The organism is Leclercia sp. UBA5076 (assembly GCF_002416465.1).
Classification (GTDB): domain Bacteria; phylum Pseudomonadota; class Gammaproteobacteria; order Enterobacterales; family Enterobacteriaceae; genus Enterobacter.
This window is the reverse complement of sequence record NZ_DIAO01000005.1, coordinates 119,879-143,827: the sequence shown is the minus strand read 5'-3', so window position 1 is coordinate 143,827 and position 23,949 is coordinate 119,879. Positions and strand designations below refer to the sequence as shown.

Annotated in this window: 26 protein-coding genes; 13 read left to right on the top strand and 13 right to left on the bottom strand. The window is 59.1% G+C overall.

Annotated features, from left to right (window positions below; all coding sequences use genetic code 11):
• Window positions 1-8: 8 nt before the first annotated feature.
• The 5 genes from urtB (at window position 9) to zinT (ending at window position 4,870) form a co-directional block, all read left to right on the top strand.
• A complete protein-coding gene (gene urtB / locus B3X29_RS06800; RefSeq protein WP_156654449.1) occupies window positions 9-1,583 on the top strand; it encodes an urea ABC transporter permease subunit UrtB in 1,575 nt (524 codons plus the stop codon).
• A complete protein-coding gene (gene urtC / locus B3X29_RS06795) occupies window positions 1,583-2,656 on the top strand; it encodes an urea ABC transporter permease subunit UrtC (protein ID WP_103179545.1) in 1,074 nt (357 codons plus the stop codon). The genes urtB and urtC overlap by 1 nt, the downstream gene beginning before the upstream one ends.
• On the top strand, window positions 2,656-3,453 hold the full coding sequence (gene urtD / locus B3X29_RS06790) for an urea ABC transporter ATP-binding protein UrtD (protein ID WP_156654451.1): 798 nt from the start codon (window positions 2,656-2,658) through the stop codon (window positions 3,451-3,453). The genes urtC and urtD overlap by 1 nt, the downstream gene beginning before the upstream one ends.
• Before the next feature lie 9 nt (window positions 3,454-3,462).
• Window positions 3,463-4,161, top strand: a complete 699-nt coding sequence (gene urtE / locus B3X29_RS06785) for an urea ABC transporter ATP-binding subunit UrtE (protein ID WP_103179547.1) — start codon at window positions 3,463-3,465, stop codon at window positions 4,159-4,161.
• 67 nt (window positions 4,162-4,228) lie between these two features.
• Window positions 4,229-4,870 carry a metal-binding protein ZinT gene (zinT, locus tag B3X29_RS06780; protein WP_159338946.1) on the top strand — a complete coding sequence of 214 codons (642 nt, stop codon included), beginning with the start codon at window positions 4,229-4,231 and terminating at the stop codon, window positions 4,868-4,870.
• Window positions 4,871-4,932: 62 nt separating this feature from the next.
• Here zinT and ydeE read toward each other — a convergent pair whose 3' ends face one another.
• Complete coding sequence (ydeE, locus tag B3X29_RS06775) at window positions 4,933-6,126, bottom strand: efflux MFS transporter YdeE (protein WP_159338944.1); 1,194 nt, start codon at window positions 6,124-6,126, stop codon at window positions 4,933-4,935.
• 191 nt (window positions 6,127-6,317) lie between these two features.
• Here ydeE and eamA point away from each other — a divergent pair, with 191 nt between their 5' ends.
• Window positions 6,318-7,217: an O-acetylserine/cysteine exporter gene (gene eamA / locus B3X29_RS06770; RefSeq protein ID WP_156654455.1), complete on the top strand. Its 900-nt coding sequence runs from the start codon at window positions 6,318-6,320 to the stop codon at window positions 7,215-7,217.
• A 32-nt stretch (window positions 7,218-7,249) separates the two neighbouring features.
• On the opposite strand, the gene marB is transcribed toward eamA, so the two are convergent.
• Genes marB through marR form a run of 3 tightly spaced genes read right to left on the bottom strand, consistent with a single transcriptional unit; the run spans window position 7,250 to window position 8,355 of the window.
• Window positions 7,250-7,465 carry a multiple antibiotic resistance protein MarB gene (gene marB, locus B3X29_RS06765; RefSeq protein WP_103179554.1) on the bottom strand — a complete coding sequence of 72 codons (216 nt, stop codon included), beginning with the start codon at window positions 7,463-7,465 and terminating at the stop codon, window positions 7,250-7,252.
• Between the two features lie 53 nt (window positions 7,466-7,518).
• Window positions 7,519-7,902, bottom strand: a complete 384-nt coding sequence (gene marA, locus B3X29_RS06760; protein ID WP_139156372.1) for an MDR efflux pump AcrAB transcriptional activator MarA — start codon at window positions 7,900-7,902, stop codon at window positions 7,519-7,521.
• An 18-nt stretch (window positions 7,903-7,920) separates the two neighbouring features.
• Window positions 7,921-8,355, bottom strand: coding sequence for a multiple antibiotic resistance transcriptional regulator MarR (gene marR / locus B3X29_RS06755; RefSeq protein WP_103179556.1), 435 nt, complete (start codon window positions 8,353-8,355; stop codon window positions 7,921-7,923).
• A 257-nt stretch (window positions 8,356-8,612) separates the two neighbouring features.
• On the opposite strand from marR, the gene B3X29_RS06750 reads away from it, so the two are divergent.
• Entirely contained in the window at window positions 8,613-9,278 is a 666-nt protein-coding gene (locus tag B3X29_RS06750; protein WP_103179557.1) for a MarC family NAAT transporter, read from the top strand.
• Window positions 9,279-9,317: 39 nt separating this feature from the next.
• On the opposite strand, the gene B3X29_RS06745 is transcribed toward B3X29_RS06750, so the two are convergent.
• Complete coding sequence (locus B3X29_RS06745) at window positions 9,318-10,514, bottom strand: sugar transporter (RefSeq protein ID WP_159338942.1); 1,197 nt, start codon at window positions 10,512-10,514, stop codon at window positions 9,318-9,320.
• A 175-nt stretch (window positions 10,515-10,689) separates the two neighbouring features.
• Between B3X29_RS06745 and B3X29_RS06740 the strand changes: the two genes are divergently transcribed.
• Both B3X29_RS06740 and B3X29_RS06735 read left to right on the top strand, forming a co-directional pair.
• Window positions 10,690-11,478, top strand: a complete 789-nt coding sequence (locus B3X29_RS06740) for a PhzF family phenazine biosynthesis protein (RefSeq protein ID WP_156654457.1) — start codon at window positions 10,690-10,692, stop codon at window positions 11,476-11,478.
• Window positions 11,479-11,495: 17 nt separating this feature from the next.
• On the top strand, window positions 11,496-12,287 hold the full coding sequence (locus B3X29_RS06735) for a PhzF family phenazine biosynthesis protein (protein ID WP_156654458.1): 792 nt from the start codon (window positions 11,496-11,498) through the stop codon (window positions 12,285-12,287).
• Window positions 12,288-12,541: 254 nt separating this feature from the next.
• Here B3X29_RS06735 and B3X29_RS06730 read toward each other — a convergent pair whose 3' ends face one another.
• The 6 genes from B3X29_RS06730 to B3X29_RS06705 form a co-directional block, all read right to left on the bottom strand.
• Window positions 12,542-13,219, bottom strand: a complete 678-nt coding sequence (locus B3X29_RS06730) for an SDR family NAD(P)-dependent oxidoreductase (RefSeq protein ID WP_159338940.1) — start codon at window positions 13,217-13,219, stop codon at window positions 12,542-12,544.
• A 1-nt stretch (window position 13,220) separates the two neighbouring features.
• Window positions 13,221-13,691 (bottom strand): YhcH/YjgK/YiaL family protein, encoded by a 471-nt coding sequence (locus B3X29_RS06725; protein WP_103179562.1) that lies wholly within the window; start codon window positions 13,689-13,691, stop codon window positions 13,221-13,223.
• A complete protein-coding gene (locus tag B3X29_RS06720; protein WP_103179563.1) occupies window positions 13,688-14,857 on the bottom strand; it encodes a sialidase family protein in 1,170 nt (389 codons plus the stop codon). The genes B3X29_RS06725 and B3X29_RS06720 overlap by 4 nt, the downstream gene beginning before the upstream one ends.
• Window position 14,858: 1 nt before the next feature.
• Window positions 14,859-16,271 carry a sodium:solute symporter family protein gene (locus tag B3X29_RS06715; RefSeq protein WP_103179564.1) on the bottom strand — a complete coding sequence of 471 codons (1,413 nt, stop codon included), beginning with the start codon at window positions 16,269-16,271 and terminating at the stop codon, window positions 14,859-14,861.
• A gap of 77 nt (window positions 16,272-16,348) precedes the next feature.
• Window positions 16,349-17,233 carry a dihydrodipicolinate synthase family protein gene (locus tag B3X29_RS06710; RefSeq protein WP_156654460.1) on the bottom strand — a complete coding sequence of 295 codons (885 nt, stop codon included), beginning with the start codon at window positions 17,231-17,233 and terminating at the stop codon, window positions 16,349-16,351.
• Between the two features lie 17 nt (window positions 17,234-17,250).
• Entirely contained in the window at window positions 17,251-18,396 is a 1,146-nt protein-coding gene (locus tag B3X29_RS06705; RefSeq protein ID WP_103179566.1) for an iron-containing alcohol dehydrogenase, read from the bottom strand.
• A gap of 169 nt (window positions 18,397-18,565) precedes the next feature.
• Here B3X29_RS06705 and dtnK point away from each other — a divergent pair, with 169 nt between their 5' ends.
• The 3 genes from dtnK to B3X29_RS06690 are packed head-to-tail and all read left to right on the top strand — an operon-like array spanning window position 18,566 to window position 21,528.
• Window positions 18,566-19,786 (top strand): D-threonate kinase, encoded by a 1,221-nt coding sequence (dtnK, locus tag B3X29_RS06700; RefSeq protein ID WP_159338938.1) that lies wholly within the window; start codon window positions 18,566-18,568, stop codon window positions 19,784-19,786.
• Window positions 19,779-20,765, top strand: coding sequence for a D-threonate 4-phosphate dehydrogenase (locus tag B3X29_RS06695; protein WP_103179568.1), 987 nt, complete (start codon window positions 19,779-19,781; stop codon window positions 20,763-20,765). Before dtnK ends, B3X29_RS06695 begins: the two co-directional genes overlap by 8 nt.
• Before the next feature lies 1 nt (window position 20,766).
• Window positions 20,767-21,528: a DeoR/GlpR family DNA-binding transcription regulator gene (locus B3X29_RS06690; protein ID WP_103179569.1), complete on the top strand. Its 762-nt coding sequence runs from the start codon at window positions 20,767-20,769 to the stop codon at window positions 21,526-21,528.
• 3 nt (window positions 21,529-21,531) lie between these two features.
• Here the strand turns inward: B3X29_RS06690 and B3X29_RS06685 are convergent, their stop codons facing one another.
• Entirely contained in the window at window positions 21,532-22,476 is a 945-nt protein-coding gene (locus B3X29_RS06685) for an L-lactate dehydrogenase (protein ID WP_103179570.1), read from the bottom strand.
• Between the two features lie 152 nt (window positions 22,477-22,628).
• Between B3X29_RS06685 and B3X29_RS06680 the strand changes: the two genes are divergently transcribed.
• Window positions 22,629-23,111, top strand: coding sequence for a GNAT family N-acetyltransferase (locus tag B3X29_RS06680; protein ID WP_159338936.1), 483 nt, complete (start codon window positions 22,629-22,631; stop codon window positions 23,109-23,111).
• Here B3X29_RS06680 and ptrR read toward each other — a convergent pair.
• Entirely contained in the window at window positions 23,065-23,943 is an 879-nt protein-coding gene (ptrR, locus tag B3X29_RS06675; RefSeq protein ID WP_103179571.1) for a putrescine utilization regulator PtrR, read from the bottom strand. The genes B3X29_RS06680 and ptrR overlap by 47 nt on opposite strands.
• Window positions 23,944-23,949: the final 6 nt, after the last annotated feature.

Here is a 23,949-nt window from a genome sequence, read left to right as displayed (position 1 = left end):
GTAAAGCCATGAACGTCATGCGCACGATCTTCGCTCTCGTATGGCTTGCCGGACTGCTGCCAGGGATGGCGCAGGCAACGGACGCCGATAACTTTGTTGCCGCCAGCCGCAGCCAGCAGGCCGTTCTGCTGGAGCAGTGGGCCGCCGCGCCGGATCCGGCCAGGCTGCCGCTGCTGCGGGCGCTGAAGCAAGAGAATGTCGTTGTCGACGACAACAAACACGCTTTTACCCGCCAGGCGGGCGGGTTAATCGCCCTCGGTGATGCGGCTCAGGCGCAGGGCTCACCTAAAGCGGTGCGTCTGACTAACCGCCTGAGGGTGCTGGCCGCCACCGCGCTCGCGACTCATCAGCTGACAGGTGACAGTGTCACCGAAAGGCTGGCGGCGGCGCGCCAGCTTCAGCGCGATCCCCAGCCGCAGATGCTGCCGTTTTTACAACGCCAGCTGGCAAGTGAAAAGGACGATGGGGTGCGGGAGGTGCTGAGCCTCGCCGTCGCCAGTCTGCAACTGACCAGCCCGCAGGCCGCGGTGCGCAAGCAGGCGGTGACGCTGCTGGGAGAATCGAGCGATCCGGAAGTGCAGGCCCGCCTGCTGCCCTATACCCACGCCCAGACGGAGCCGGATGGTGAAGTACGCGAGGCCGCGGCGGAAAGCCTGCGCCAGATCCAGCATCGTCAGACGATAAGCGACCTGCTGGGGCAGGCGTTTATGGGGCTGTCGCTGGGTTCCATTCTGCTGCTGGCCGCGCTCGGGCTGGCGATCACCTATGGCTTGCTGGGGGTGATCAATATGGCGCACGGGGAGATGCTGATGCTCGGGGCTTACGCCACCTGGCTGGTGCAGCAGGCGATGGCGCAGTTTACCCCGCAATGGCTCACCTTTTATCCGCTGGTGGCGCTGCCGGTGGCGTTCATGCTGACGGCGACGGTAGGTATGGCCCTTGAGCGCACGGTGATCCGTCATCTGTATGGCCGTCCGCTGGAGACGCTGCTCGCCACCTGGGGTATCAGCCTGATGCTGATCCAGCTGGTGCGCATGCTCTTCGGGGCCCAGAACCTCGAAGTGGCAAACCCGGCATGGCTCTCCGGCGGCGTGCAGGTCTATGCCGGCCTGATCCTGCCGTGGAACCGACTGGTGGTGCTGGGCTTTGTACTGCTGGTGCTGTTTTTCACCTGGCTCATCCTCAACAAAACCCGTCTGGGGCTGAACGTGCGGGCGGTAACGCAGAACCGCAGCATGGCCGCCTGCTGCGGAGTGCCCACCGGGCGCGTCGATATGCTGGCTTTTGGGCTCGGCTCCGGGATTGCCGGGCTCGGCGGCGTGGCGCTGTCGCAACTGGGGAACGTCGGGCCGGAGCTGGGTCAGGGCTACATTATTGACTCCTTCCTCGTGGTGGTACTCGGCGGTGTGGGTCAACTGGCTGGCAGCGTGGCGGCCGCCTTTGGATTGGGGATTTTCAACAAGATCCTTGAGCCGCAGATGGGTGCCGTTCTCGGCAAAATCGTGATTCTGGTGGCGATCGTTCTGTTTATTCAGAAGCGCCCGCAGGGGTTATTTGCACTGAAAGGGAGGGTAATTGACTGATGAGCCAGCCACTGACCTTAACGCTGGCGCGCAAGGCGCCGCGCAGCGTACCGATACTCGGCGCCGTGATTCTGGCGGCACTGCTGGTGCTGCCGTTTCTGGCGCTGCTGCCCGCCAGCCATCCGCTGGCCGTTTCGACCTGGATGCTGACCCTGGTAGGCAAAATTCTCTGTTACGCCGTTGTCGCCGTGGCCCTTGATCTGGTGTGGGGCTACGCCGGGATGCTCTCGCTCGGCCACGGTCTCTTTTTTGCCCTCGGCGGCTACGCCATGGGAATGTACCTGATGCGTCAGGCCGCAGGCGACGGATTACCGGCGTTTATGTCGTTCCTCTCCTGGAGCGAATTGCCCTGGTACTGGTGGGGCACCCAACATTTCGCCTGGGCGCTGGTGCTGATTGTGCTGGTTCCGGGCCTGCTGGCGCTGCTGTTCGGCTGGTTTGCCTTCCGCTCGAAGATTAAGGGGGTCTACTTTTCGATCATGACCCAGGCGCTGACCTTCGCCGGAATGTTGCTGTTCTTCCGCAATGAAACGGGCTTTGGCGGCAACAACGGGTTTACCGGATTTACCACGCTGCTGGGCTTTTCCGTGACCGCCACCACCACGCGTATCGGATTGTTTATTGCCACCGTGCTACTGCTGGCCGCCTCGCTGGCGGTGGGCTATGCGCTGGCGAAAAGCAAGTTTGGTCGCATTCTGACGGCGGTGCGGGATGCGGAAAACCGGCTCACCTTCTGCGGCTACGATCCCCGCGGTTTCAAACTGCTGGTCTGGACCCTGTCCGCGGTGCTGTGCGGACTGGCCGGGGCGCTCTACGTTCCGCAGGTGGGCATTATCAACCCCGGCGAGATGTCGCCTACCAACTCCATCGAAGCGGCGATCTGGGTGGCCCTCGGCGGACGCGGAACCTTGATCGGCCCGGTAATTGGCGCGGCATTGGTCAACGGCGCGAAAAGCCTCTTTACCGTGGTGATGCCGGAATACTGGCAGCTGTTTCTGGGGCTGATCTTTATTGCCGTCACGCTGTTTTTACCGCGCGGGGTCACGGGCCTGTTACGCAAAGGAGATAAATAATGCAGCCAGCCGAAGCGTTATTTACCCGCCAGCTTCCCGGAGATCGTTACCGCGATCAAACCGACCCGGTGTTGCAGCTGGAGGGGATCAACGTCAGCTTTGACGGGTTTAAAGCACTTACCGATCTGTCGCTTAATATTGGCGTGGGGGAGCTGCGCTGCGTGATTGGTCCCAACGGCGCCGGGAAAACCACCCTGATGGATGTTATCACCGGTAAAACGCGGCCCCAGAGCGGGCGGGCGATTTACGATCAGACAACGGATCTCACCACCCTCGACCCGATAGCCATTGCCCGCCAGGGCATCGGGCGCAAATTCCAGAAGCCAACAGTGTTTGAGGCCCTGACGGTATGGGAAAACCTTGAGCTGGCGATGAAAGGGGATAAATCGGTGTGGGCCAGCCTGCGCGCCCGGCTGAGCAGCGAGCAGGGGGACCGGATCGACGAGATGCTGAGCCTGCTGCGCCTCGGCGGGGAGCGGCATCGCCGGGCGGGGCTGCTGTCCCACGGCCAGAAGCAGTTTCTGGAGATCGGCATGCTGCTGGTGCAGGAGCCGCATCTCCTGCTGCTCGATGAGCCGGCCGCGGGGATGACCGACGCCGAAACCGAGTATACCGCCGAGCTGTTCCGCACCCTGGCGGGTAAACACTCCCTGATGGTGGTGGAGCATGACATGGGTTTTGTTGAAACCATTGCCGATCACGTGACGGTGCTCCATCAGGGCCGGGTGCTGGCGGAGGGGTCGCTGCGCGACGTGCAGGCCAACGAACAGGTGATTGAAGTCTATCTTGGACGCTAAGGAGCGCGGATGCTTAAGGTTAATGAACTCAATCAGTATTACGGCGGGAGCCATATCCTGCGCGGGGTCAGCTTTGAGGCGCTGCCCGGCGAAGTCACCTGCCTGCTCGGGCGCAACGGCGTAGGTAAAACTACGCTGCTGAAGTGTCTGATGGGGCTGATCCCGGCGCGCAACGGGGAGATCCTCTGGCAGGGAAAAAATCTCACCCAGGCAAAACCGCACCAGCGGGTGCAGGCGGGCGTCGCCTATGTGCCGCAGGGGCGGGACATTTTTCCCCGCCTGACGGTGGAGGAGAACCTGCTGCTCGGCTTATCGCGCTTTCCGGCTCGCGAGGCGAAGCAGGTGCCCGACGAGATCTGGCGGCTGTTTCCGGTATTACAGGAGATGAAGCAGCGTCGGGGCGGGGATCTTTCAGGCGGACAGCAGCAACAGCTGGCAATTGGCCGGGCGCTGGCCAGCCGTCCGCAGCTGCTGATTCTGGATGAGCCGACAGAGGGGATTCAGCCGTCAGTTATCAAGGAGATCGGCCAGGTGATCCGCCAGCTCGCCAGCCGGGGAGATATGGCGATCCTGCTGGTGGAACAGTTCTATGATTTTGCCGCCGAGCTGGCTGACAGTTATCTGCTCATGTCCCGGGGAAGCATTATCCAGCGCGGGCGCGGGGAGAATATGGAGCAGGAGGGTGTCCGCGGTCTGGTCGCAATTTAACAGGGTTGTTTTGCGCAATGTTATACTATAACATCCTCACTCACTTAAACGGAGTGAGGATATTATTTTGGCAGGACATATTGGTAAGTTTGCAATAACTCTGGGGGCGCTGCTGGTCAGCGGCCAGCTGTATGCCCATTCCCACGGACATCAGATGACCGAGGCGGAACAAAAAGCGGCTAACGGCGTGTTTGACGATAAAGATGTAAAGGATCGCCCGCTCTCAAACTGGGATGGCGTCTGGCAGTCGGTCTATCCGTTTCTGCTGAGCGGCGATCTCGACCCGGTATTCAAAAAGAAGGCGGAGAAAGACAAGAGTAAAACTTTTGATCAGGTAAAAGCCTACTACCGCACCGGTTACGCCACCGACGTAGAGAGCATCGGCATCGAAAATAATGTGATGGAATTTCATCGCGGGAAAAAGGTCGCCAGCTGCGAATATGTCTCTAGCGGCTACAAGATCCTGACCTACGCTTCCGGTAAGAAAGGGGTGCGCTACCTGTTTGAATGTAAGGACGTCAGCAGCCAGGCGCCGAAATTTGTCCAGTTCAGCGACCATATTATCGGCCCGCGCCAGTCCAGCCATTTCCATATCTTTATGGGCAACACCTCCCACGAGGCGTTATTAAAAGAGATGGACAACTGGCCAACCTACTATCCAAACGAAATGTATAAAGAGCAGGTCGTTGAGGAGATGTTGCACCATTAATTTCGGTGCGATATGTGTGCCGGGTGGCGGCTGCGCCTTACCCGGCCTACTAAAGCTCTGCGCTATATTAAATTGGGCGTTTCAACCCACGCCTTCACCCGCATCCCGCGTAAAATCATCATCCACGCCAGCACGATGGCGATCATCATTATCACAAACAGCGACCAGTGCGGGAGATGGGTCAATATTAGGCCGGTGATCATCGGGTTAAACGCCGCACCCAGCCAGCCGAGCGCCTGGGCGGAGAAGTAGCTCGCTTTCATGCCCGGCGGGGCGATATTATCGATCAACATATATTCACCTGGCGCATATATAATTTCGCCGATGGTAAACACCGCCGCGGCAATCCCCCAGTAGACCAGATTCTCGCCGGAGAGCATAAACCCCGCCAGACCCAGGACGAAAAACAGGGTACCCAGGGTCATCAGCGGGCGAATATTACGTGCCGACAGTTTGCGACCAATGATGTATTGCAGGGAGACCACCAGCGCGGCATTCACCGGCAGCACCACGGCCACCACCTTTTGGGCAAAATCGCTGTCGTAATCGGCCGCCAGTACATACTGAGAGATACAGCTGGCGAATGAGCCGCCCACATAGGAGGCCAGCAGCCCGGAGAGGGTATACCAGAACAGTGCCCGGTCACGAAGCAGCACTGACGGCTGCCACGGCACCGGGGCGTTTTCACCGTCGGCCGCCACGCTTTTTTGCACATAGCGCTGAACTAAAACCAGCGGCAGCGCAGCGCAGAAGGCGGCAACCCAGAACGGCAGTTGCAGGCTGTACATCACCAGCAGCGTGCTCAGCGGCGGTCCAATGGTCCAGCCAATGTTCAGAAAACTGTAGTTTAGCGAGAAAACGCGCGCCTTTTCTGCCGGGCTCAGCACATCGGAAAACCAGGCTTTCAGCACCGTGGAAAAGACCGAATAGGCGCAGTTGATCAGCGAGAATGCCAGCACCACCATGACTGCATTATCTACCAGCGGGATCGCCAGGAAGCCCAACGCCACTGCTGTAATGGCGATCAGCATATAGCGGTTTTTATCGAATTTGTCGGCCAGAATGCCAAACCCTAAGCTGAAGACCACGCCAATCGTCAGGGCCACCGTCAGGGCATAACCAATATTCTCCACGCTCATGTTGAAGACGCGGGTTAAATAGATGGTCATAAACGGCAGCGTAGCGCCGCGGCCAATGGTGAGTAATAGCGATGAGGCCAGCAGCGCTGCGGTTGAACGCCTGAGAGACTGTTTCATTTTCCTGCCCGACAAATGCATGTAAATTTTTGTAATATCTATCAGGATTATCACGCCATAAGCATCTTGTATAGCACCCAATTTATCCCTAAGTGCTTTGCCTGCCTGTCAGAATTAATGATCTGTTCCTCGCCCGTTTTTTTCGTTACTTTGATAAGTGTTTACAAAAATTTAATAAACAGGGGCAGGGTATGACGCGCAAAGATGGGCTGCTGGCGTTGCTGGTCGTGGTGGTCTGGGGACTGAATTTTGTAGTGATCAAAGTCGGGCTGCACAATATGCCCCCGCTGATGCTGGCCGGTTTACGCTTTCTGCTGGTAGCCTTCCCGGCGCTCTTTTTTATCGCGCGCCCGAAAATCCCGTTTCGTCTGTTGCTGGGCTACGGTCTGACCATCAGCTTTGGTCAGTTTGCCTTTCTGTTTTGCGCCATCAACTTCGGCATGCCCGCCGGGCTGGCTTCCCTGGTGTTACAGGCTCAGGCGTTCTTCACCATTATCCTGGGGGCGCTGGCGTTTGGCGAGCGGCTGCAGGGCAAGCAGCTGGCAGGTATTGTCCTGGCGGTGGTCGGGGTGCTGGTGCTTGCCGAAGCCAGCCTCAACGGGCAGCACGTCGCGCTGCTGGGCTTTTTACTGACCCTGGCGGCAGCGTTCAGCTGGGCCTGCGGAAACATTTTCAACAAAAAGATCATGCAGCTGGAGACGCGTCCGGCGGTGATGTCGCTGGTGGTGTGGAGCGCGCTCATCCCGATTGTCCCCTTTATGCTGGCCTCCTGGCTGATGGATGGCCCGACGGTCATGCTTAACAGCCTGGTCACTCTCGATGTCACCACCATTTTGTCGCTTTTCTACCTGGCCTTTGTCGCCACCATTATCGGCTATGGCATCTGGGGCTCGCTGCTCGGACGCTACGAAACCTGGCGGGTGGCGCCGCTGTCGCTGTTAGTGCCGGTGGTGGGGATCGCCAGCGCGGCGCTGCTGTTGGATGAAAAGCTCGGCGCATTGCAGCTTGCAGGGGCGGTTCTGGTGATGGCAGGGCTCTATATTAATGTCTTTGGTTTTCGTGTGCGCCGGACGGCGCGGGTGAGAAGCTAAAAAAAGCCCCGCGCGGGGCGGGGCAAAACGAATTAATTGTGCTGATTGTAGTACGGCACCCCTAATTCGTCTGATTTGTCGCTGCCTGCGCCCATATGGTTAAAATCGTGGGGCGACTGACCGTTAGCGGTCGGCAGAATCATCGTGTCACGGCTGTGTGGCTGCGGCACGGATGGCGTTTGCTCCGCAAAACTCTGGCCTGAGACCAGCACCAAAGCGGTAAAGGCGGCGGAAGCGAATAGTTTCATGATTTCCTCGATACGTCTTAGAGCCTAACCCACCAGGCTCTTAATACAGGCGATTAGCAGTTACAGTGATTGATCGGAAGCAGATACCGGGATTCCCCATGCATATTGGTAATACGGTATTTATGCGGCGGCACATCGAAGTAGTTCTTGAACGTGCGGGTCAGGGTCTGTTGCGATTCAAACCCGTAACGCTCAGCCAGATAGAGGATCGGCTCGTTACTTTCCTTCAGCTTCTGTGCGATTTCCGTTAATTTGCGGCTGCGGATGTACTGGCCTAATGAGTGGCCGGTCTCTTTTTTAAACATCCGTTGCAGGTGCCATTTTGAGTAACCTGAGCGCTCAGACACTTTTTCAAGCGAGAGCGGTGACTCCAGGTTATCTTCGATCCAGTCCAAAATGCTATGAATAGTGATGGCGTCAGTATTGCGTCTGGACATCGTCATACCTCTTTCTGTTTACGGCAGGATTTTCTTAAGCAAATGCTCAAGAGTTGCCACTTCGTCTGCCGTTAAGTTTTTTGTTAGTTCCTGGTGTAGCTCTTGTCCTACTAATTGATGACATTGTTCACACATGTCCGCGCCGTTGCTGGTCAGTTGCAACAGCACGCCGCGTTTGTCATTCGGATTCGGGCGGCGTTCAATCCACCCTTTGCAGACCAGCCGATCGATCATTCGTGTCAGCGCGCCGAGGTCCACAGATAAGATTTTCTTCAGCTCAACCGGGGTAATACACACTTCGCAGCGCACAGAGCAGAGCACTTTAAACTGCGTTGCGGTGATATCCAGCGGCGACAGATAGTCATTGAGCAGGCGATCTTTCTTCTGGTTAACCATATAGATAAGGCGACCCAGCGGAATGATTTCGTTGAAGAGGTCACTGGTGCTTTTCACAATGGTTGCCCTGGCAAGTAGTTTAATCACGGCAGATATTATTGCTCAGGCAACTATAAGTCAACTGAATGCATTTGCTTATGACACGATTTGCTAAAGTGATTCAGCTCACGTTTTTGCCCGTTTTGCCCTTCTATCTATCACCAGAATAAATTGATTTCGTAACGAAAATATTACTTACGATGTGTGCGTAGCTGAAACAGGCTGTTTAACCTTATACTTGCCCGGTTATATTTGGATAAGGACAACTCAGTAAAATGGTTGATTTAATTAAAGCAATTGGGCTTGGGCTGGTGGTACTGCTGCCGCTGGCTAACCCGTTAACTACCGTTGCGCTGTTCCTGGGTCTGGCGGGGGATATGAACCGTGAGCAACGTAATCACCAGTCGCTCATGGCGTCCGTGTATGTCTTCGCGATCATGATGGTGGCGTACTACGCCGGGCAACTGGTGATGAACACTTTCGGGATCTCTATTCCCGGCCTGCGTATCGCGGGTGGGCTGATCGTTGCTTTTATCGGATTTCGAATGCTGTTCCCGGCGCAAAAAGCGACGGATACCACCGACGCGCAGGACGCGCTTGAGGAGAGGTCGGGTAAAGAGGTGCCGAATATCGCCTTTGTACCGCTGGCGATGCCAAGCACCGCAGGGCCGGGGACCATTGCGATGATCATCAGCTCCGCCTCAACGGTGCGCAGTGGCAGCGCCTTCCCGGAGTGGGTAATTATGCTTGCGCCGCCGCTGATCTTCGCCCTTATCGGCGTAATCCTGTGGGGCTGTCTGCGCAGCTCCGGCGCCATTATGCGCTGGGTGGGTAAAGACGGTATCGAAGCGATCTCCCGTCTGATGGGCTTCCTGCTGGTCTGCATGGGCGTGCAGTTTATCATTAACGGCGTGCTGGAAATTATCCAGACCTACCCCTAATCATTGAACCGGGTGGCATTCCGCCACCCGGTCGCCTCGCTAGCCGTGATGGGGCTGCTCTTCCAGCGTGACGGGCCATTTGCGGAAAATCAGTACCGACCAGATTAACGCCGCCAGCGCCGGTATCGCCCCCAGATAGCCAATTGATGCCATCGACAGATGCAGGCTTATCTGATTCCCCACCAGCGCACCTGCGCCAATCCCCAGATTGAAAATGCCGGAAAAGAGCGCCATCGCTACATCGGTGGCATCGGGTGCCAGCGCCAGCACTTTAACCTGCATCCCAAGACCAATAATCATGATCGCCACGCCCCAGACCAGGCTCAGCAGCGCCAGATGCATTTCACTCCCGGAGGCGGGAAGCAGAAGCAGCAGACACGCCAGCAGCAGGCCAATGGCGCTGCTGACAAGCGTAGAGGCGTGACGATTGCCGAGCTTACCGAACAGCAGACTGCCAATAATGCCCGCGCCACCCAACAGCAACAGCAGTACCGTGGCAAAGCGGGCGCTGAATCCGGCAACCGACTGCACAAACGGCTCGATATAGCTGTAGGCGGTATAGTGGGCCGTCACCACCACGACCGTCAGCAGATAGAGGCTCATCAGCGCAGGGCGACGCACCAGCAGCGGCAGGCTTTTCAGGGAGCCGGAGTGCTCGCTCGGCAGTTTCGGCAACAGTTTGATCAGACACAGCAGAGTGAACAGCGCCCCGAGGCCGATAATGAAAAAGGTGGTACGCCAGCCAAAATATTGCCCGACGATGCGGCCCAGCGGGAGCCCGAGCACCATTGCCAGCGCGGTGCCGGTCGCCAGCAGGCTCAGCGCCTGGGCGCGCTTCCCGGCCGGGGCCAGGCGGATGGCCAGCGAGGCGGTAATCGACCAGAAAATGGCGTGGGCAAAGGCAATCCCGATCCGGCTAATCACCAGCACCGTGAAGTTCCACGCCAGGAACGACAGCACATGGCTGGCGATAAACAGCACAAACAGGCCGATCAGCAACGCACGGCGCTCAATCTGGCTGGTGAGCAGCATAAAGGGGAGCGACATCAGCGCCACCACCCAGGCGTAGATGGTGAGCATGATCCCCACCTGCGCCGTCTCCATGCCGAAGCTGCTGGCGATGTCCGAGAGCAACCCGACCGGAACGAACTCAGTGGTGTTAAAGATAAACGCGGCGACGGCGAGCGTCACCACCCGTAGCCATGCGACCCGGCGGGAAACTGTGTTGGTTGTCATAGGAATGTCAGGGATTGGTTACGTATATGAGGTGTTTTGATCTTAAAACCAACATTGGTGGAAATACAATCATTTTGTGATGCAGATCTCACTATGGTGGCAAAGTAATCGCTGGTGGAATCGGTTAATTTCCATGAATATAGGATGCAACATTAAGTTAACAGTAGGTAGAGCGATGCAGGAAATTGAGTTTTATCTCGTTGATGCGTTTAGCGATAGCGCATTTGGCGGTAATCCGGCGGCAGTGTGCCCGCTTGCGGAGTGGTTACCGGACGAGACGCTGCTGAAGATGACGCAGGAGCATAACCAGTCGGAGACCGCCTTTTTCGTGCGCCATAAAGGTGGCATCGAACTGCGCTGGTTTACCACCCACGGCGAGGTTAACCTCTGCGGTCACGCGACGCTTGCCACCGCCTGGGTGTTGTTCAACGAGATGGACTATCCCGATGCCCGGGTCCATTTTGATACCGCCTCCGGCAGGCTCACCGTCAGCCGCGACGGTGACTGGTTAACCCTCGATTTTCCGGCCTGTCCGACGGAGGCCCAGACTCCACCGCCAGAGATGCTCCATGCGCTGGGGATTGACCGCTACGTCGAGGCCCGTAAGGGACGTGCCTGGGTGCTGGTGCTGGAAAACCGTCAGCAGGTTGAGGCGGTTACGCCTGATATTCAGGCCATGACTCCCGGCGAGCACAAAGTGTCGATTACCGCCCGGGGCGAGGGCGAATACGATTTTGTCAGCCGCTTTTTCTCGCCGGGCGTGGCATTGTGGGAAGATCCGGTCACCGGCTCGGCGCATACCATGCTGATCCCCTACTGGAGTGAAAAGCTGAACAAAACCTCGCTGTTTGCCCGCCAGGTCTCTGCCAGGGGCGGCGATGTGCGTTGTGAACTGAAGGGCGACCGGGTGCTGATGAGCGGGAAGGCATCGCTCTACATGAAAGGTCATCTGTTTTTACGCTAATAACAAGGGTTAACCCAATGAAAGAAATACAATTCTATCTGGTCGATGCGTTTAGCGACCGCGCATTTGGTGGGAATCCTGCAGCCGTTTGCCCTCTGGAGGCGTGGCTGCCGGATGAGGTTCTGTTAAAGATGGCACAGCAGCATAACCAGTCGGAGACCGCTTTTTTCGTGCGCACCGATAGCGGTTTTGAGCTGCGCTGGTTTACCACGCTGCATGAAATTAACCTGTGCGGTCACGCCACGCTTGCCAGCGCCCACGTGATTTTTGAGTATCTCGACTACCCGCACACGGAGATCGTCTTCTCCACCCGCTTTGTCGGCGAACTGCGGGTTAAGCGCAGCGGCGACTGGCTGACGCTGGACTTCCCGGCATGGGGTTGTGAGGCGGTGGAAAATCCTCCCGAACGGCTGTTCAGCACCCTGGGTATCCGCGAGGCGAAAGAGGTGCGGGCAGGGCGCGATTATATGGTAGTGCTGGAAAACCAGCAGCAGGTTGAGGCCCTAACCCCGGATATCGACGGCATGATGCCGCTGGGTAAGATGGTCTGCGTCACTGCCCCGGGGGATGAGTATGACTTTGTCAGCCGCTTCTTCTGCCCGGGCGAAGGGGTGGCGGAAGATCCGGTTACTGGCTCCGCCCACAGCATGTTGATCCCTTACTGGAGCGAGAAGCTGGGGAAAACCGCGATGCAGGCTCGCCAGGTCTCCGCCCGCGGGGGCGATCTGCGCTGCGAGCTGAAGGGCGACCGGGTATTGATTGGTGGCCAGGCGGCGCTCTATCTGAAGGGCACCGTGTTCCTGCGTTAGCATCATAAGCCCGGCGGCGCTGCGCTTGCACGGGCCTACAAAACCCCGCAGGCCGGGTAAGGCGCAGCCGCCACCCGGCAAATTCCATGCCGCACTCGCCGTAGGCCGGGTAAGGCGCAGTCGCCACCCGGCAAATTCCATGCCGCACTCGCCGTAGGCCGGGTAAGGCGCAGTCGCCACCCGGCAAATTCCATGCCGCACTCGCCGTAGGCCGGGTAAGGCGTAGCCGCCACCCGGCAAACAGGCCGCACCAATCACGCCAGCGACGCCCCCCCGCACAGCACCAGCTCCTGCCCGGTGACGGGCGCAGCCTCGGCGCTCAGCAGATAGCTTACCATTGCCGCTACCTCTTCCGGGGCGATCAGCCTCCCCATCGGCGGCACTTTTGGCGGCGATGCTTCCCGACCTGGCGCGCTCAGCATCGGCGTCTGGGTTGCCCCCGGCGCGACCACGTTGGCGGTGATCCCCCGCGGCGCCAGCTCTGCCGCCCAGCTGCGCACCATGCCTACCAGCGCCGCTTTGGTGGCGACATACTGCGACCGGCCCGCGGCGCCGCGTGAGGTACGGCTGCCGATAGCCACCAGCCGCCCACCGGCGCTCATCCGTGGGGCAAAGTGGTTGAACAGGATCTCGGCGGCGTGAATATGCAGCCCCCACAGGCGGGCGCTGACTGCCGGATCCAGCTCACCGAGCGGGGCGGCAGCCATCATCCCTGCGGCATGAACAATCGCCTGTGGCACCGGAAGGGCGTTGAGCGCGGCAGTAAATGTGACAGTGTCACTTATATCGACACTCAGGCTGGTGAAGTGCGGATGGGGGTTATCCACACCGCGACGACTGATCCCCATTACCTGCCAGCCCTCGGCCAGCAGGCGGTTTACGATCGTTTCGCCGATGCCGGAGCTGGCTCCCGTGACGATGGCTGAACGCATATCACCCCTCCAGCAGCGCGCGCGGCACTTTAAACACCGCCTTACGCACGGTCATGGGTTCATCCACGGCACACAGCGCCTGATGGGGTTCCCCGGGCAGAAACACCGCAAAATCACCGGCGCGCAGGGTGATACTCACCGGATGCACCGCACCGGGAGCGATAAAGAGATCCGGCTTGCGCTCCTCGTCGTTTGCCTGGGCCAGCGACTGCATGCCGGCGTTAATGATCTCTTCGCCGTCCAGCACCACCTGAATATCGGCCCACTGATGGTGATATTCGGTATGGCGCTGCGCCTGCGGCTGGGTCTGCGCCGGGCCGATATGGCAGAACCACGGGCAGCCTTCCGGCTGCCAGCGTCCATCATCCCGGGCAGCAAGTGCCGCCAGGGTGCACTCGGGGCGACGGAGGATCTCACTGAGAGCGCAGGGCAGCCCTGCCAGCGGCAGGGCGTTAAGGTGACCGATAATCATTGTTGCGACTCCTTCACCCATTCCGGCGATACGCGTACATATTTGATCGCCTGACGGAAATATGTGTAGGCGATATGCAGCGTACCGTCGGAGCTCTGCTTGATGCTGGGATAGGAGAACTCACGATTGAGCTTCTCCAGCGAGTTGTTGGTCATGCAGTAGCCGTCGCCTTCATCGAGATTGCGCTGCCAGGGCCAGCTTTTCCCGCCGTCGTTGGAGATCGCCACCGTCATCGGCGCGCGCGGTGCGCCCCAGAACGCGGCGCGGCCATCGGTCACTTCCGGCTCTTTACGCCCGTCGCCGTCGTCGATCTCGTCATACAGCGAGGCGCGGCGTTCCAGCGCTCCCGCGGCGCTCATGTGGTTAAACACCAGCGCCAGCTCGCCGCTGGCAAGGGTGGTGACCTGAATCGACGAGTTGTTGTTCGGCAGCTCAGTCGGCTCCGGCACCGACCAGCTTTCGCCGTTGTCCAGCGACTGGCTGATGTAGATATTATCTGCCCAGCGGCTGCGGTAGAGCGCCACCAGATTGCCGTTTTTCAGCGCCGTAATGTTCATGTGCACGCAGCCCAGGCTCTCCGGCACCTCGACATCGCGCCAGCTTTTCCCCTGATCTTCAGAGATTTTCACCGCGCTGATGTCGTCATTACCCACCCATTTCTCACCCGGACGGGTGCGGCAGTAAAAGACCGGCAGCAGCCAATTGCCGTTATCCAGCACCACGATCGGCTGGCGAATAAAGGTGCCGGGCTTATCGAGCAGGGTGGCGATCTCCCCCCAGCTTTTGCCCAGATCCTCAGACTTGCGGTAGCGCACGATGGCGGTATCCTGGTTGCCGGAGATCTGCGCGGTCCACAGCAGCCACAGCACGTTGTCCGGGGCGAGGAACAGGACCGGGTTCTGCTCTGAGCGGCTGGCGTCGTCGGAGAGCTTCACCGCCGCGCTCCACTGATTGCTGCCGGGGGCCAGGCGCGACCCCCACACCGAAATATCAGCGATCCCTTCCTGGGTGCCGCCGAACCAGACGCACATCAGGGTGCCATCCGGCAGCGGCAGCAGATTGGCTGCGTGGTTCTGCGGGCAGGAAGAGGGCAGCATCGCCGTTTCCACGCGGGCATCCTCTGGCTGCGGGCGAACAATCCCGTCACGGGTTACGGTTACAGACATATCAAACTCCATTATGTTGAACAGGGGCATGCGCTTTGCGATCCGCTTTATTCGGGATGATGCGGTCGAGAACCATAATCACCGCCGGGGTGATCAGCGCGATGTACATATTGTTAATACCAAACGGGTCGCCCAGCAGATACCACAGCGAGGTCATCACGCAGGCGCCAATCAGGCCGGCGTTGGCACCGCGGGTGCTTTTGAAGAACGGAGCGTAGAAGGCGATCACCGCCACCACCGAAATCGACAGACGAATGGCGCGGGTGAAGAACGACAGCTTCAGCACTTCCGGTACCAGCAGGACGAAGATCAGCGGCAGGAAGCCAATCAGCAGCGACAGCCAGCGGGTCGCTTTAAACTCCTGCTCCGGGGTCGGGTTGCGGTAGGGTACATAGAAATCTTTCACCACCAGCGAAGCGATAGCCAGCGCCACGGTACTTACGCTGACGAAAATCGAAGCCACAAGTGACGTTGTCACCAGACCGGCCAGCCACGGATTCATATCCTGCAGGAAGATCGGCATGGCGTAGAGGCTGTCGATCTCCGGGTGCAGATACTTCGCCGCCACGCCAATCACCGCAATCGCCAGGGCAATCGGCAGGCAGAAGAAGAAGGCGACCCAGGTGGAGCGTTTGGCCGACTTCACATCTTTAGTGGATGAAATCGCCTGGATAACAAACTGGGTACAGAAGATGGAGCCGATGGTGCCAATCAGCCAGGCAAAGATGGTGCTGGCGCCGATGTTGCCGTCCCAGGTCCAGTAGTAGCTCGGCATCTGCTCAATCATTGGCGTAAAGCCGCCGGTTTTAGAGAGCGCGAAGCCCATGATGATCAGGATGCCGAAATATTTCAGGGCGCTGTGCAGCAGCGTCACCCACGCCACCCCCTTCATGCCGCCAAAGGCGAAGTAGAAGGTACTGACAACCGCGGTAATAAAGGCTGCCACCGGCAGGTTGACCTTCAACACGGTGGAGATCGCCGCCGCGCCGGAGACATAGTTGCCGACGTTTACCAGCAGCAGGGCGTAGATCATGATGATGGAGATGATGTTTTTGGTGCTGGTGCCGTACTTCTCGGCAATCGCCCCGGAGATGGTGATTTTGCCGGTGTTATAGATGCGCTTCACCAGCAGCAGGCCGAACAGCGGGAAGCCGATGGCTGCGCCAATCACTGACCAGGAGGCGGCAAAACCATCCTCGAACGCCGCCTGGGCGGTCCCGATGGTGGACTTGGCGCCGATATATTCAGACATCAGCAGGATCCCGACGATAAAGGCAGGCATCGCCCGGGAGCCTTCCATAAAATCACCGGTGTTTTTACTGCGTAACCGGAAGGTCAGCCAGGTGGTAAACAGAATGTAGACAATCACGATGCCTACGATGATCAGGGTATCTTCAGCGGTAAAATTGTTCATCTTTGCCTCTCTTCAGGGCGTAGGAAACCTGGGCACACCTGGTGCCCGGTATTCTTATGGACGAAATCAAACGCCGGTTACTGCAGTGACTTCGTCACTATCTGGCGGATCTGTTCAGTCTGTTGCGCATCGAAAGCCACCGCGTAGCGGCTTTCACCCACCTCTTCGCCCATCACCTGCAGCGCTTTTTTTACCGCCGCCGGAGAGAAGGCCACTTTATACAGATTCGTGCGCAGTTCGGTCACGCCATCCTGCGCCCTACGCGAGCCCTCAACATCGCCCGCATGGAAACGCGTCCAGATGGCGTTGATCGCCTCCGGCGCCACGTTCGCCAGCCCGGAAATACAGGCCGAACAACCTTCAACATAGCCCTGATGGATGAGCGAGTCGGGGCCGTTGAGCACGTCGAAATCGTCGATATCCGCTACGGCTTTCAGGAATCCGCTCAGGCTCTCGTAGCTGCCTGCGCTATCCTTAATGCCGATGATATTCGGGTGTGAAGCCAGCACCCGCGCGGTCTGCGGCTCAATGGTATTGCCGGTGCGCGCCGGAATGTTGTAGAGAAATACCGGCACTGTCAGGGCATCGGCGATAGCGGTGTAGTGGGCGATCAGTTCCGCCTGGGTTAAAGGTACAAACCACGGGGTGATAACCGAGACGGCATCCACCCCCAGGGATTCGATCTGCTTACCGAGACGAATAGTGGCGCGGGTGGAGATCTCCCCGATATGCGCCACCACCGGCGCACGCCCGGCGACCTCCTCCACGCAGGCGCGGGTGACGGCCACTTTTTCCTCTTCGGTCAGCACGAAAAACTCCCCGTTGGTGCCGCCACAGAAAATGCCATTACCCGCCGCCAGCTGACGCTGGATCTGGCGTTTCAGCCCCGGCAGATGCAGGGCGCCATCCTCGGTAAAGGGGGTGACGATCGCCGTCAGCACGCCTTCAATCTTGTTACGCATTGTTCACTCCTTCGATATTAACGTTCGGGGAACAGGGTCTGGTAAATACCCTGCACCTCGGCATGGCTGACCTGACGCGGGGCATTGTTCATCAGGCGTTTTACGTTCAGGGCGGCATCGCTCAGCGAAGCGATATCATCCCGCGGGACGCCCAGCGTCTCGAGGTTGTCCGGGAGGTTGAGGCGGCGCACCAGGGCAGCAAACCACTCTACCAGCGCGTGGGATTTCGCTTCCACCGACAGGGAGGTATCGGCGCCAGGCACCAGATCCCACACCTGGGCAAATTTTTCCACCGCGTCCGGGCGCACCACGCGCATGCAGGGCGCTAACAGGATGGCGTTCGCCACCCCATGCGGCAGGTGATATTTCCCGCCCAGCGGATAGGAAAGGGCATGCACCAGATGGGTTCCGGCATGGGCGATGGCCACGCCGCCGTAGTAGGATGCCCACAGCATTTCGAGCTTCGCCGCCAGGTTGTGCGGCTCGGCGCAGGCGGTTTCGATGTTATTGACCAGCTTGCGCAGACCTATCAGCGCTGCGTTATCGCTCACCGGGTTCGCGACGGTGGCGGTAAAGCACTCGATCAGGTGGCACAGGGCGTCGATCCCGGTCGAGGAGGCGATGTGCGGCGGCATGCTGGTGGTCAGTTCCGGCAGCAGCGCCACGTAATCGGGCAGCAGTACCGGGGAGATGATGCCGATTTTGGTGCTCTGCTCGGGTATGGCGAGGATCGCGTTCGGCGTAGCTTCGGAGCCGGTACCGGCGCTGGCCGGGATCAGCAGCGATGCAAGGCGCGTGTTGGGTTTTTCACCCGCCAGCAGCGCATCCAGACCCGGCGAGGCCGGATGGCACAGCACGGAGAGCAGTTTCGCTACATCCAGTACGCTGCCGCCGCCTACGCCCACCACCAGATCAAAAGCGGTATCGTTGATGTCAGCCAGCAGAGCGTGAACGTCGTGATGCGTGGGCTCTGGCGGCACGCGCTCAATCACGCTGACGCTGCGGTTATCGGCTTCCAGCAGGGCGCGGATAGCTCGGGCGGCCTCCAGACGGGCGATATTACCGTCGGTGACCAGTAAAAGGCGCGACTTGCCTGCCAGCAGGGGCGCGAGGGCCGGGATCGCACCCGCACCGCTGATTATCGTACTGTTAATGGTTAACACATTGCTCTCCTGTTGCTGTGTCTGTGATTGATTTCGCTCAAAACAGGCAATCACAGTCATCGTGTCTCTAAATTTATAATTTATTCGCAAACTGAATAACTTGATCTTGCTCACATATAATCAATCATGATTGAATATAATCATTAACAGGAACGACGAACCTTTGGGGATGAACGTGAACAACCTGAACAGAGAGATCGTGGTGATCGCTGACGACTTTACCGGTGCCAACGATGCGGGGGTGAGCCTGGCGCTAAGCGGCAAAAAAGTCAGCGTGGCGTTTCAGACGCCTTTTACCGACGACACCGATGCGCTGGTTATTAATAGCGATAGCCGGGCGATGAAGGCATCAGAGGCGGCTGAAAAACTGACGCGGTATGCGACCGACGTTCACGCGGCCAAATGGCTGATTAAGAAAATTGACTCAACGCTTCGCGGCAACCCGGGCGCTGAAGTGGAAGCGCTGCTGAGGCTTAGCGGTAAGGGCCAGGCGATTATCGCCCCGGCATTTCCGGCCGCCGGGCGCACCACCGAAGAGGGCCTCTGCCTGGTGAACGGCGTGCCGGTGACGGAGACCGAGTTTTCCAGCGACCCGAAAACCCCGGTGCGCCACGCGCAGGTAGCGAAGGTGCTGGCGGAGCAAACCCGGCTTAAAAGCAGGGTGGTCACGCCGGCGGAACTTGCCACGGCGCTCACGAGCGATGCGCGTCTGGTGATTGTGGATGCGCAGACCGACGCGGAGCTGGATCAGATTATCAACACGGCGTTTGCCTGCGATGAAAAGCCGCTGCTGGTGGGCTCTGCCGGGCTGTGCGATGCCCTGGCGCGCCGTCTTGCCACGCCGCGCCAGCTGCTGGCGGTTATCGGTTCGATGAGCGAAATTGCGCAAAAGCAGATCCAGCGCGTGCGCGGGCAGCACAATGTCAGCACGGTATTAATTGATATCAATGATGTGTTTAACGGGACGATGGCGGGATACCAGCAGCAGATCGCCCGGGCGCTTGCGGCAGGCCAGCACTGCGTGGTGCATACCTGCGCCGACACCCAGGCGCGGCATCAGATAGAGACGCTCTGCCAGCAGCGCGGATTAAGCCGCGCGGCGCTGGGGGAGACCATCAGCGCCTTTCTGGGTGCGCTGACGCGTAATGCGCTGGAGACCCGCCGCCCGGCGGCGCTCTATGTCTCCGGAGGCGATGTGGCGATGGCGGTTGCCAGCGCGCTCAACGCACAAGGTTTTGCCATTCGCGGACAGGTGGCGCAGTGCGTGCCGTTCGGTCGTTTTTTGGGTTGTCGCTGGCAGGGGCCGGTTATGACCAAAGCGGGCGGTTTTGGTACTGAAACCACGCTGCTTGAGGTTTTGCATTTTATCGAGGAGAAGATGAGTGACTAATATCATTGCTGTAACGATGGGTGACCCGGCGGGCATCGGCCCGGAAATTATTATCAAATCCCTGACCGAGGGTGAGCTCTCCGGTGCGCCCGTCGTGGTGGTGGGGTGCGCCCGCACTCTGCAACGGGTGCTGGAGAAAGGCATTACCGCCCCGGCAGAGTTACGTGTGATTACCCGCGTCAGCGAGGCGCAGTTTGGCCCGGCGATCGTTAACGTGCTGGATGAGCCGCTGGCGGAGCCCGAGGCGTTACAGCCAGGCGTCGTGCAGGCGCAGGCGGGGGATCTGGCCTACCGCTGCGTGCGTCGCGCCACCGAGCTGGCGATGGCGGGGGAAGTGAAAGCCATTGCCACCGCGCCGCTGAACAAAGAGGCGCTGCATCTGGCGGGCCACCACTATCCGGGCCATACCGAACTGCTGGCGCACCTGACCGACAGCAAAGATTACGCGATGGTGCTCTATACCGATCAGCTGAAGGTGATCCACATCACCACCCATATCGCGTTGCGCAAATTCCTTGATACCCTCAACCAGGATCGGGTAAAAACCGTGATTGGCATTGCCGATACCTTCCTTAAGCGGGTGGGCTACACCAATCCGCGTATTGCGGTGGCCGGGGTTAACCCGCACGCCGGGGAGAACGGTCTGTTTGGTGACGAAGAGATCAAGATTGTCGGCCCGGCCGTTGAGGCGATGAAGGCGAAGGGGCTGAATGTGTTCGGGCCGTGTCCGCCGGATACGGTGTTTATGCAGTGCCACGAAGGCATGTACGACATAGTGGTGGCGATGTATCACGATCAGGGCCATATTCCGTTAAAATTACTCGGTTTTTATGACGGGGTGAACATCACCGCCGGGCTGCCGTTTATCCGTACTTCAGCTGACCACGGCACCGCATTTGACATTGCGTGGACAGGTAAAGCGAAGTCTGAGAGCATGACGGTTTCTATCCAGTTAGCGATGCAAATCACACGGGAATAATATGAAGGGATATAGCCGGTTAGAACAGATAATGGACTACCTGAAAGGGCACAATCTGGTGACAGTGGATCAGCTGGTGGCGGCAACGGATGCCTCGCCTGCGACCATTCGCCGGGATCTGATTAAGCTCGATCAGGAGGGGGTCATCAGCCGCACCCATGGTGGCGTGACCCTGAACCGGTTTATCCCCTCCCAGCCCACCACCAGTGAAAAGATGCAGCGCAGCCTGGCGGAGAAACACGCCATCGCCTGCGCCGCCGCCAGTTTTGTTAAAGCCGGTGACGCGGTGGTGCTCGATGCGGGCACCACCATGATTGAACTCGCGCGCCAGCTGACCCATCTGCCGCTGCGCGTCATCACCAGCGATCTGCATATCGCCCTGTTTCTGTCAGAGTTTAAGCAGATTGAGGTGACGATCATTGGCGGGCGCATCGACGATTCCAGCCAGTCCTGCATTGGCGAGCATGGCCGCCGCCTGCTGCAAAATATCTGGCCGGATATCGCCTTTGTCAGCTGTAACGGCTGGGATCTGGAGCGCGGCATTACTTCTCCGACGGAAGAGAAAGCGGCGCTGAAGCGCGATCTGATTGCCAACGCCCGACGCCGCGTACTGCTCGCCGACAGCACGAAATATGGCGCCTGGTCGCTGTTTAATGTGGCGCACCTCAACTCCCTGACCGATATCGTCACCGATAAACGTCTGGATGAGAATGTGCAGCAGACCCTAAGCCAGCTGGATGCCACGCTGACCTTAGCCCCTTAAGGCTCAGGGCAGGCGGGCGATATTGGCCTTAATCACCTCTACTGAATGGCGGAACTTCTGCTGCTCCTCTTCCGCCAGTTTTAATTCAATGATTTGCTGGACGCCGCTCTGGGCCAGCACCGCGGGCACGCCAATCGCTACCCCATCAACGCCATACTCACCCTCCAGAATGCAGGAGATCGCCAGCGCCCGGTGGCTGCCGGTGAAGATATTGCGGCAGATTTCAGCGATAGTGGCGGCGATGCCGTACTCTGTGCAGCCCTTGCGGGCGTAGATCTCAAAGCCCTGTTTGCGCACGCGTTCGGCCAGCTCGTCAAAATCCAGCGTCTGGCCGGTATGGCGTTGATACACCTCGGCAATGGGTGAGCCATATACCGACGAATGGGACCAGACCGGGAACTGCGTATCGCCATGCTCGCCGAGGATAAAGGCATCGATGCTCTGGGCGCCGATATCCAGCGCCTGCGCGAGGGTACGACGCAGACGGGTGGTATCCAGCCAGACGCCGGTGCCGATTACCTGATTACGCGGCAGGCCGGAGAGCTGCCACACCTGCCAGGTGATGATGTCGCACGGGTTGGTGGCAATCAGAAAGATGCCGTTAAAGCCGCCCGCCATCATCTGCGGGACAATGTTCTTCACAATGCTGGCCGTGGCGGTTAATTCATCCAGCCGCGTCTGTCCTGGCTTCAGGGCGCCGCCGGAGACGGTGATCACCGCGATATCCACATCGGCACAGTCGCTCACCTCGCGGGTGGAGATGCTCATCATGCCGGGCATATAAGCGGCAGCATCCGCCAGATCCCAGGCGTGGCCTTCACTGCGGGCGTGGTTAATATCCACCAGCAGCAGCTCTTCGCAGATATTTTGATTGAGCAGGGCATACGCCGCAGAGGTACCGACATTTCCGGCACCGATAATCATCACTTTACGGGCTTTGGTGTTCATTGTTTTTCCTGAAATTTAAACCGGCAATAAGCACCAAACTAACGCTGCCGGGGCAGGTGGCGCAATGGTCAGGCGCAGCTATAAGTTAAAAATATGCCGTTGCGTTTGTCGGCCAGCGTTATGGTGGAGAAAAACGACAAAAGGAGCCTGCCATGTATTCCATTACCTCTGAATCCCCCGCCCATCCCGACATCATTAACCTGATTGCCGCCCTGGACCGTTACCAGAGCGCGCTCTATCCGGCAGAGAGCAACCATCTGCTGGATCTGACCGGGTTGCCCGACCACGCCCTGATAATGATGGTGATCCGCGATCGCCAGCTTAACGCCGTCGGCTGCGGGGCGATCGTGCTGAACGGCGATGGCAGCGGCGAGATAAAGCGGGTCTATATCGATCCGACCCATCGCGGACAGCGGCTGGGTGAAACGCTGCTGGCGGCGCTGGAAGATGAAGCGCAAAGCCGGAGCTGCCACACCCTGCGGCTGGAGACGGGGATCAAGCAGCTTCCGGCCATCCGGCTCTATGAACGCTGTGGCTACCAGCTGTGCGAGGCGTTTCCTCCCTATGCCCCCGATCCCCTGAGCCTGTTTATGGAGAAGCTGCTGGTGGCTGACCTTCGTTTAGCAGCGCTATAAACGCTTCCAGTTGCCGGGTCATCGCGCCCCGGCGCCATACCAGCCAGGTGGTGAGCCAGCGCCAGTTTTCCGCCAGCGGCCAGGCAGCCACCTGGTGATGTCCGGGCATACTTTCCAGCATTGAACGGGGCATCAGCGCAATGCCCGCCCCGGCAATGACGCAGGCCAGCATCCCGTGATAGGACTCCATTTCGTGGATGCGCCCTGGCGTGGCGCGATCCGCGTGAAACCAGCTCTCGAAATGGCGGCGATAGGAGCAGTTGGCGCGAAAGGCATAGATATCGTGCCCGCTGATGTCGGCGGCCCGCGCAACCTCTGGATGACCGGCAGGCACCACCAGCATCATCTCCTCCCGGTAGACCGGCATGCCCTCCAGTTCCGGGTGGTTTAATGGCCCGTCCACAAAGGCCGCGCTCAGCGTCCCTTCCAGTACCCCGTCAATCATTGTCCCGGAAGGGCCGGTCGCCAGCGCAAACTGAATGCGCGGGTAACGCTGGTTAAACTGCGCCAGCGAGGCCGGGATGCGCACCGCCGCGGTGCTCTCCAGCGACCCGAGGGTAAACAGTCCCTGGGGTTCATCACCGGCCACCACCATCCGCGCCTCATCCACCAGGGCGAGGATCTGTCGGCTGTAGCGTAAAAAATTATGCCCTGCGGGTGAGAGGCGCAGCCGCTGGTTCTCGCGGATGAATAGCGCCACACCAAGATCGGCCTCCAGCTGTTTGATGCGGGTGGTCAGGTTTGAGGGCACGCGATGCACTTTCTGCGCGGCCTGGGTAATGCTGCCGGTCTGGGCGACGGCGTTAAACATCTCCAGCTGGGTCAGATCCATATCGTT

What these genes read in the sequence shown, in the direction of transcription:
- urtB (WP_156654449.1), top strand. Translation starts at nt 9, where the DNA reads ATGAACGTCATGCGCACGATCTTCGCTCTCGTATGGCTTGCCGGACTG.
- urtC (WP_103179545.1), top strand. Translation starts at nt 1,583, where the DNA reads ATGAGCCAGCCACTGACCTTAACGCTGGCGCGCAAGGCGCCGCGCAGC.
- urtD (WP_156654451.1), top strand. Translation starts at nt 2,656, where the DNA reads ATGCAGCCAGCCGAAGCGTTATTTACCCGCCAGCTTCCCGGAGATCGT.
- urtE (WP_103179547.1), top strand. Translation starts at nt 3,463, where the DNA reads ATGCTTAAGGTTAATGAACTCAATCAGTATTACGGCGGGAGCCATATC.
- ydeE (WP_159338944.1), bottom strand. Translation starts at nt 6,126, where the DNA reads ATGAAACAGTCTCTCAGGCGTTCAACCGCAGCGCTGCTGGCCTCATCG.
- eamA (WP_156654455.1), top strand. Translation starts at nt 6,318, where the DNA reads ATGACGCGCAAAGATGGGCTGCTGGCGTTGCTGGTCGTGGTGGTCTGG.
- marB (WP_103179554.1), bottom strand. Translation starts at nt 7,465, where the DNA reads ATGAAACTATTCGCTTCCGCCGCCTTTACCGCTTTGGTGCTGGTCTCA.
- marA (WP_139156372.1), bottom strand. Translation starts at nt 7,902, where the DNA reads ATGTCCAGACGCAATACTGACGCCATCACTATTCATAGCATTTTGGAC.
- B3X29_RS06750 (WP_103179557.1), top strand. Translation starts at nt 8,613, where the DNA reads ATGGTTGATTTAATTAAAGCAATTGGGCTTGGGCTGGTGGTACTGCTG.
- B3X29_RS06745 (WP_159338942.1), bottom strand. Translation starts at nt 10,514, where the DNA reads ATGACAACCAACACAGTTTCCCGCCGGGTCGCATGGCTACGGGTGGTG.
- B3X29_RS06740 (WP_156654457.1), top strand. Translation starts at nt 10,690, where the DNA reads ATGCAGGAAATTGAGTTTTATCTCGTTGATGCGTTTAGCGATAGCGCA.
- B3X29_RS06735 (WP_156654458.1), top strand. Translation starts at nt 11,496, where the DNA reads ATGAAAGAAATACAATTCTATCTGGTCGATGCGTTTAGCGACCGCGCA.
- B3X29_RS06730 (WP_159338940.1), bottom strand. Translation starts at nt 13,219, where the DNA reads ATGCGTTCAGCCATCGTCACGGGAGCCAGCTCCGGCATCGGCGAAACG.
- B3X29_RS06725 (WP_103179562.1), bottom strand. Translation starts at nt 13,691, where the DNA reads ATGATTATCGGTCACCTTAACGCCCTGCCGCTGGCAGGGCTGCCCTGC.
- B3X29_RS06720 (WP_103179563.1), bottom strand. Translation starts at nt 14,857, where the DNA reads ATGTCTGTAACCGTAACCCGTGACGGGATTGTTCGCCCGCAGCCAGAG.
- B3X29_RS06715 (WP_103179564.1), bottom strand. Translation starts at nt 16,271, where the DNA reads ATGAACAATTTTACCGCTGAAGATACCCTGATCATCGTAGGCATCGTG.
- B3X29_RS06710 (WP_156654460.1), bottom strand. Translation starts at nt 17,233, where the DNA reads ATGCGTAACAAGATTGAAGGCGTGCTGACGGCGATCGTCACCCCCTTT.
- dtnK (WP_159338938.1), top strand. Translation starts at nt 18,566, where the DNA reads ATGAACGTGAACAACCTGAACAGAGAGATCGTGGTGATCGCTGACGAC.
- B3X29_RS06690 (WP_103179569.1), top strand. Translation starts at nt 20,767, where the DNA reads ATGAAGGGATATAGCCGGTTAGAACAGATAATGGACTACCTGAAAGGG.
- B3X29_RS06685 (WP_103179570.1), bottom strand. Translation starts at nt 22,476, where the DNA reads ATGAACACCAAAGCCCGTAAAGTGATGATTATCGGTGCCGGAAATGTC.
- B3X29_RS06680 (WP_159338936.1), top strand. Translation starts at nt 22,629, where the DNA reads ATGTATTCCATTACCTCTGAATCCCCCGCCCATCCCGACATCATTAAC.
- ptrR (WP_103179571.1), bottom strand. Translation starts at nt 23,943, where the DNA reads ATGGATCTGACCCAGCTGGAGATGTTTAACGCCGTCGCCCAGACCGGC.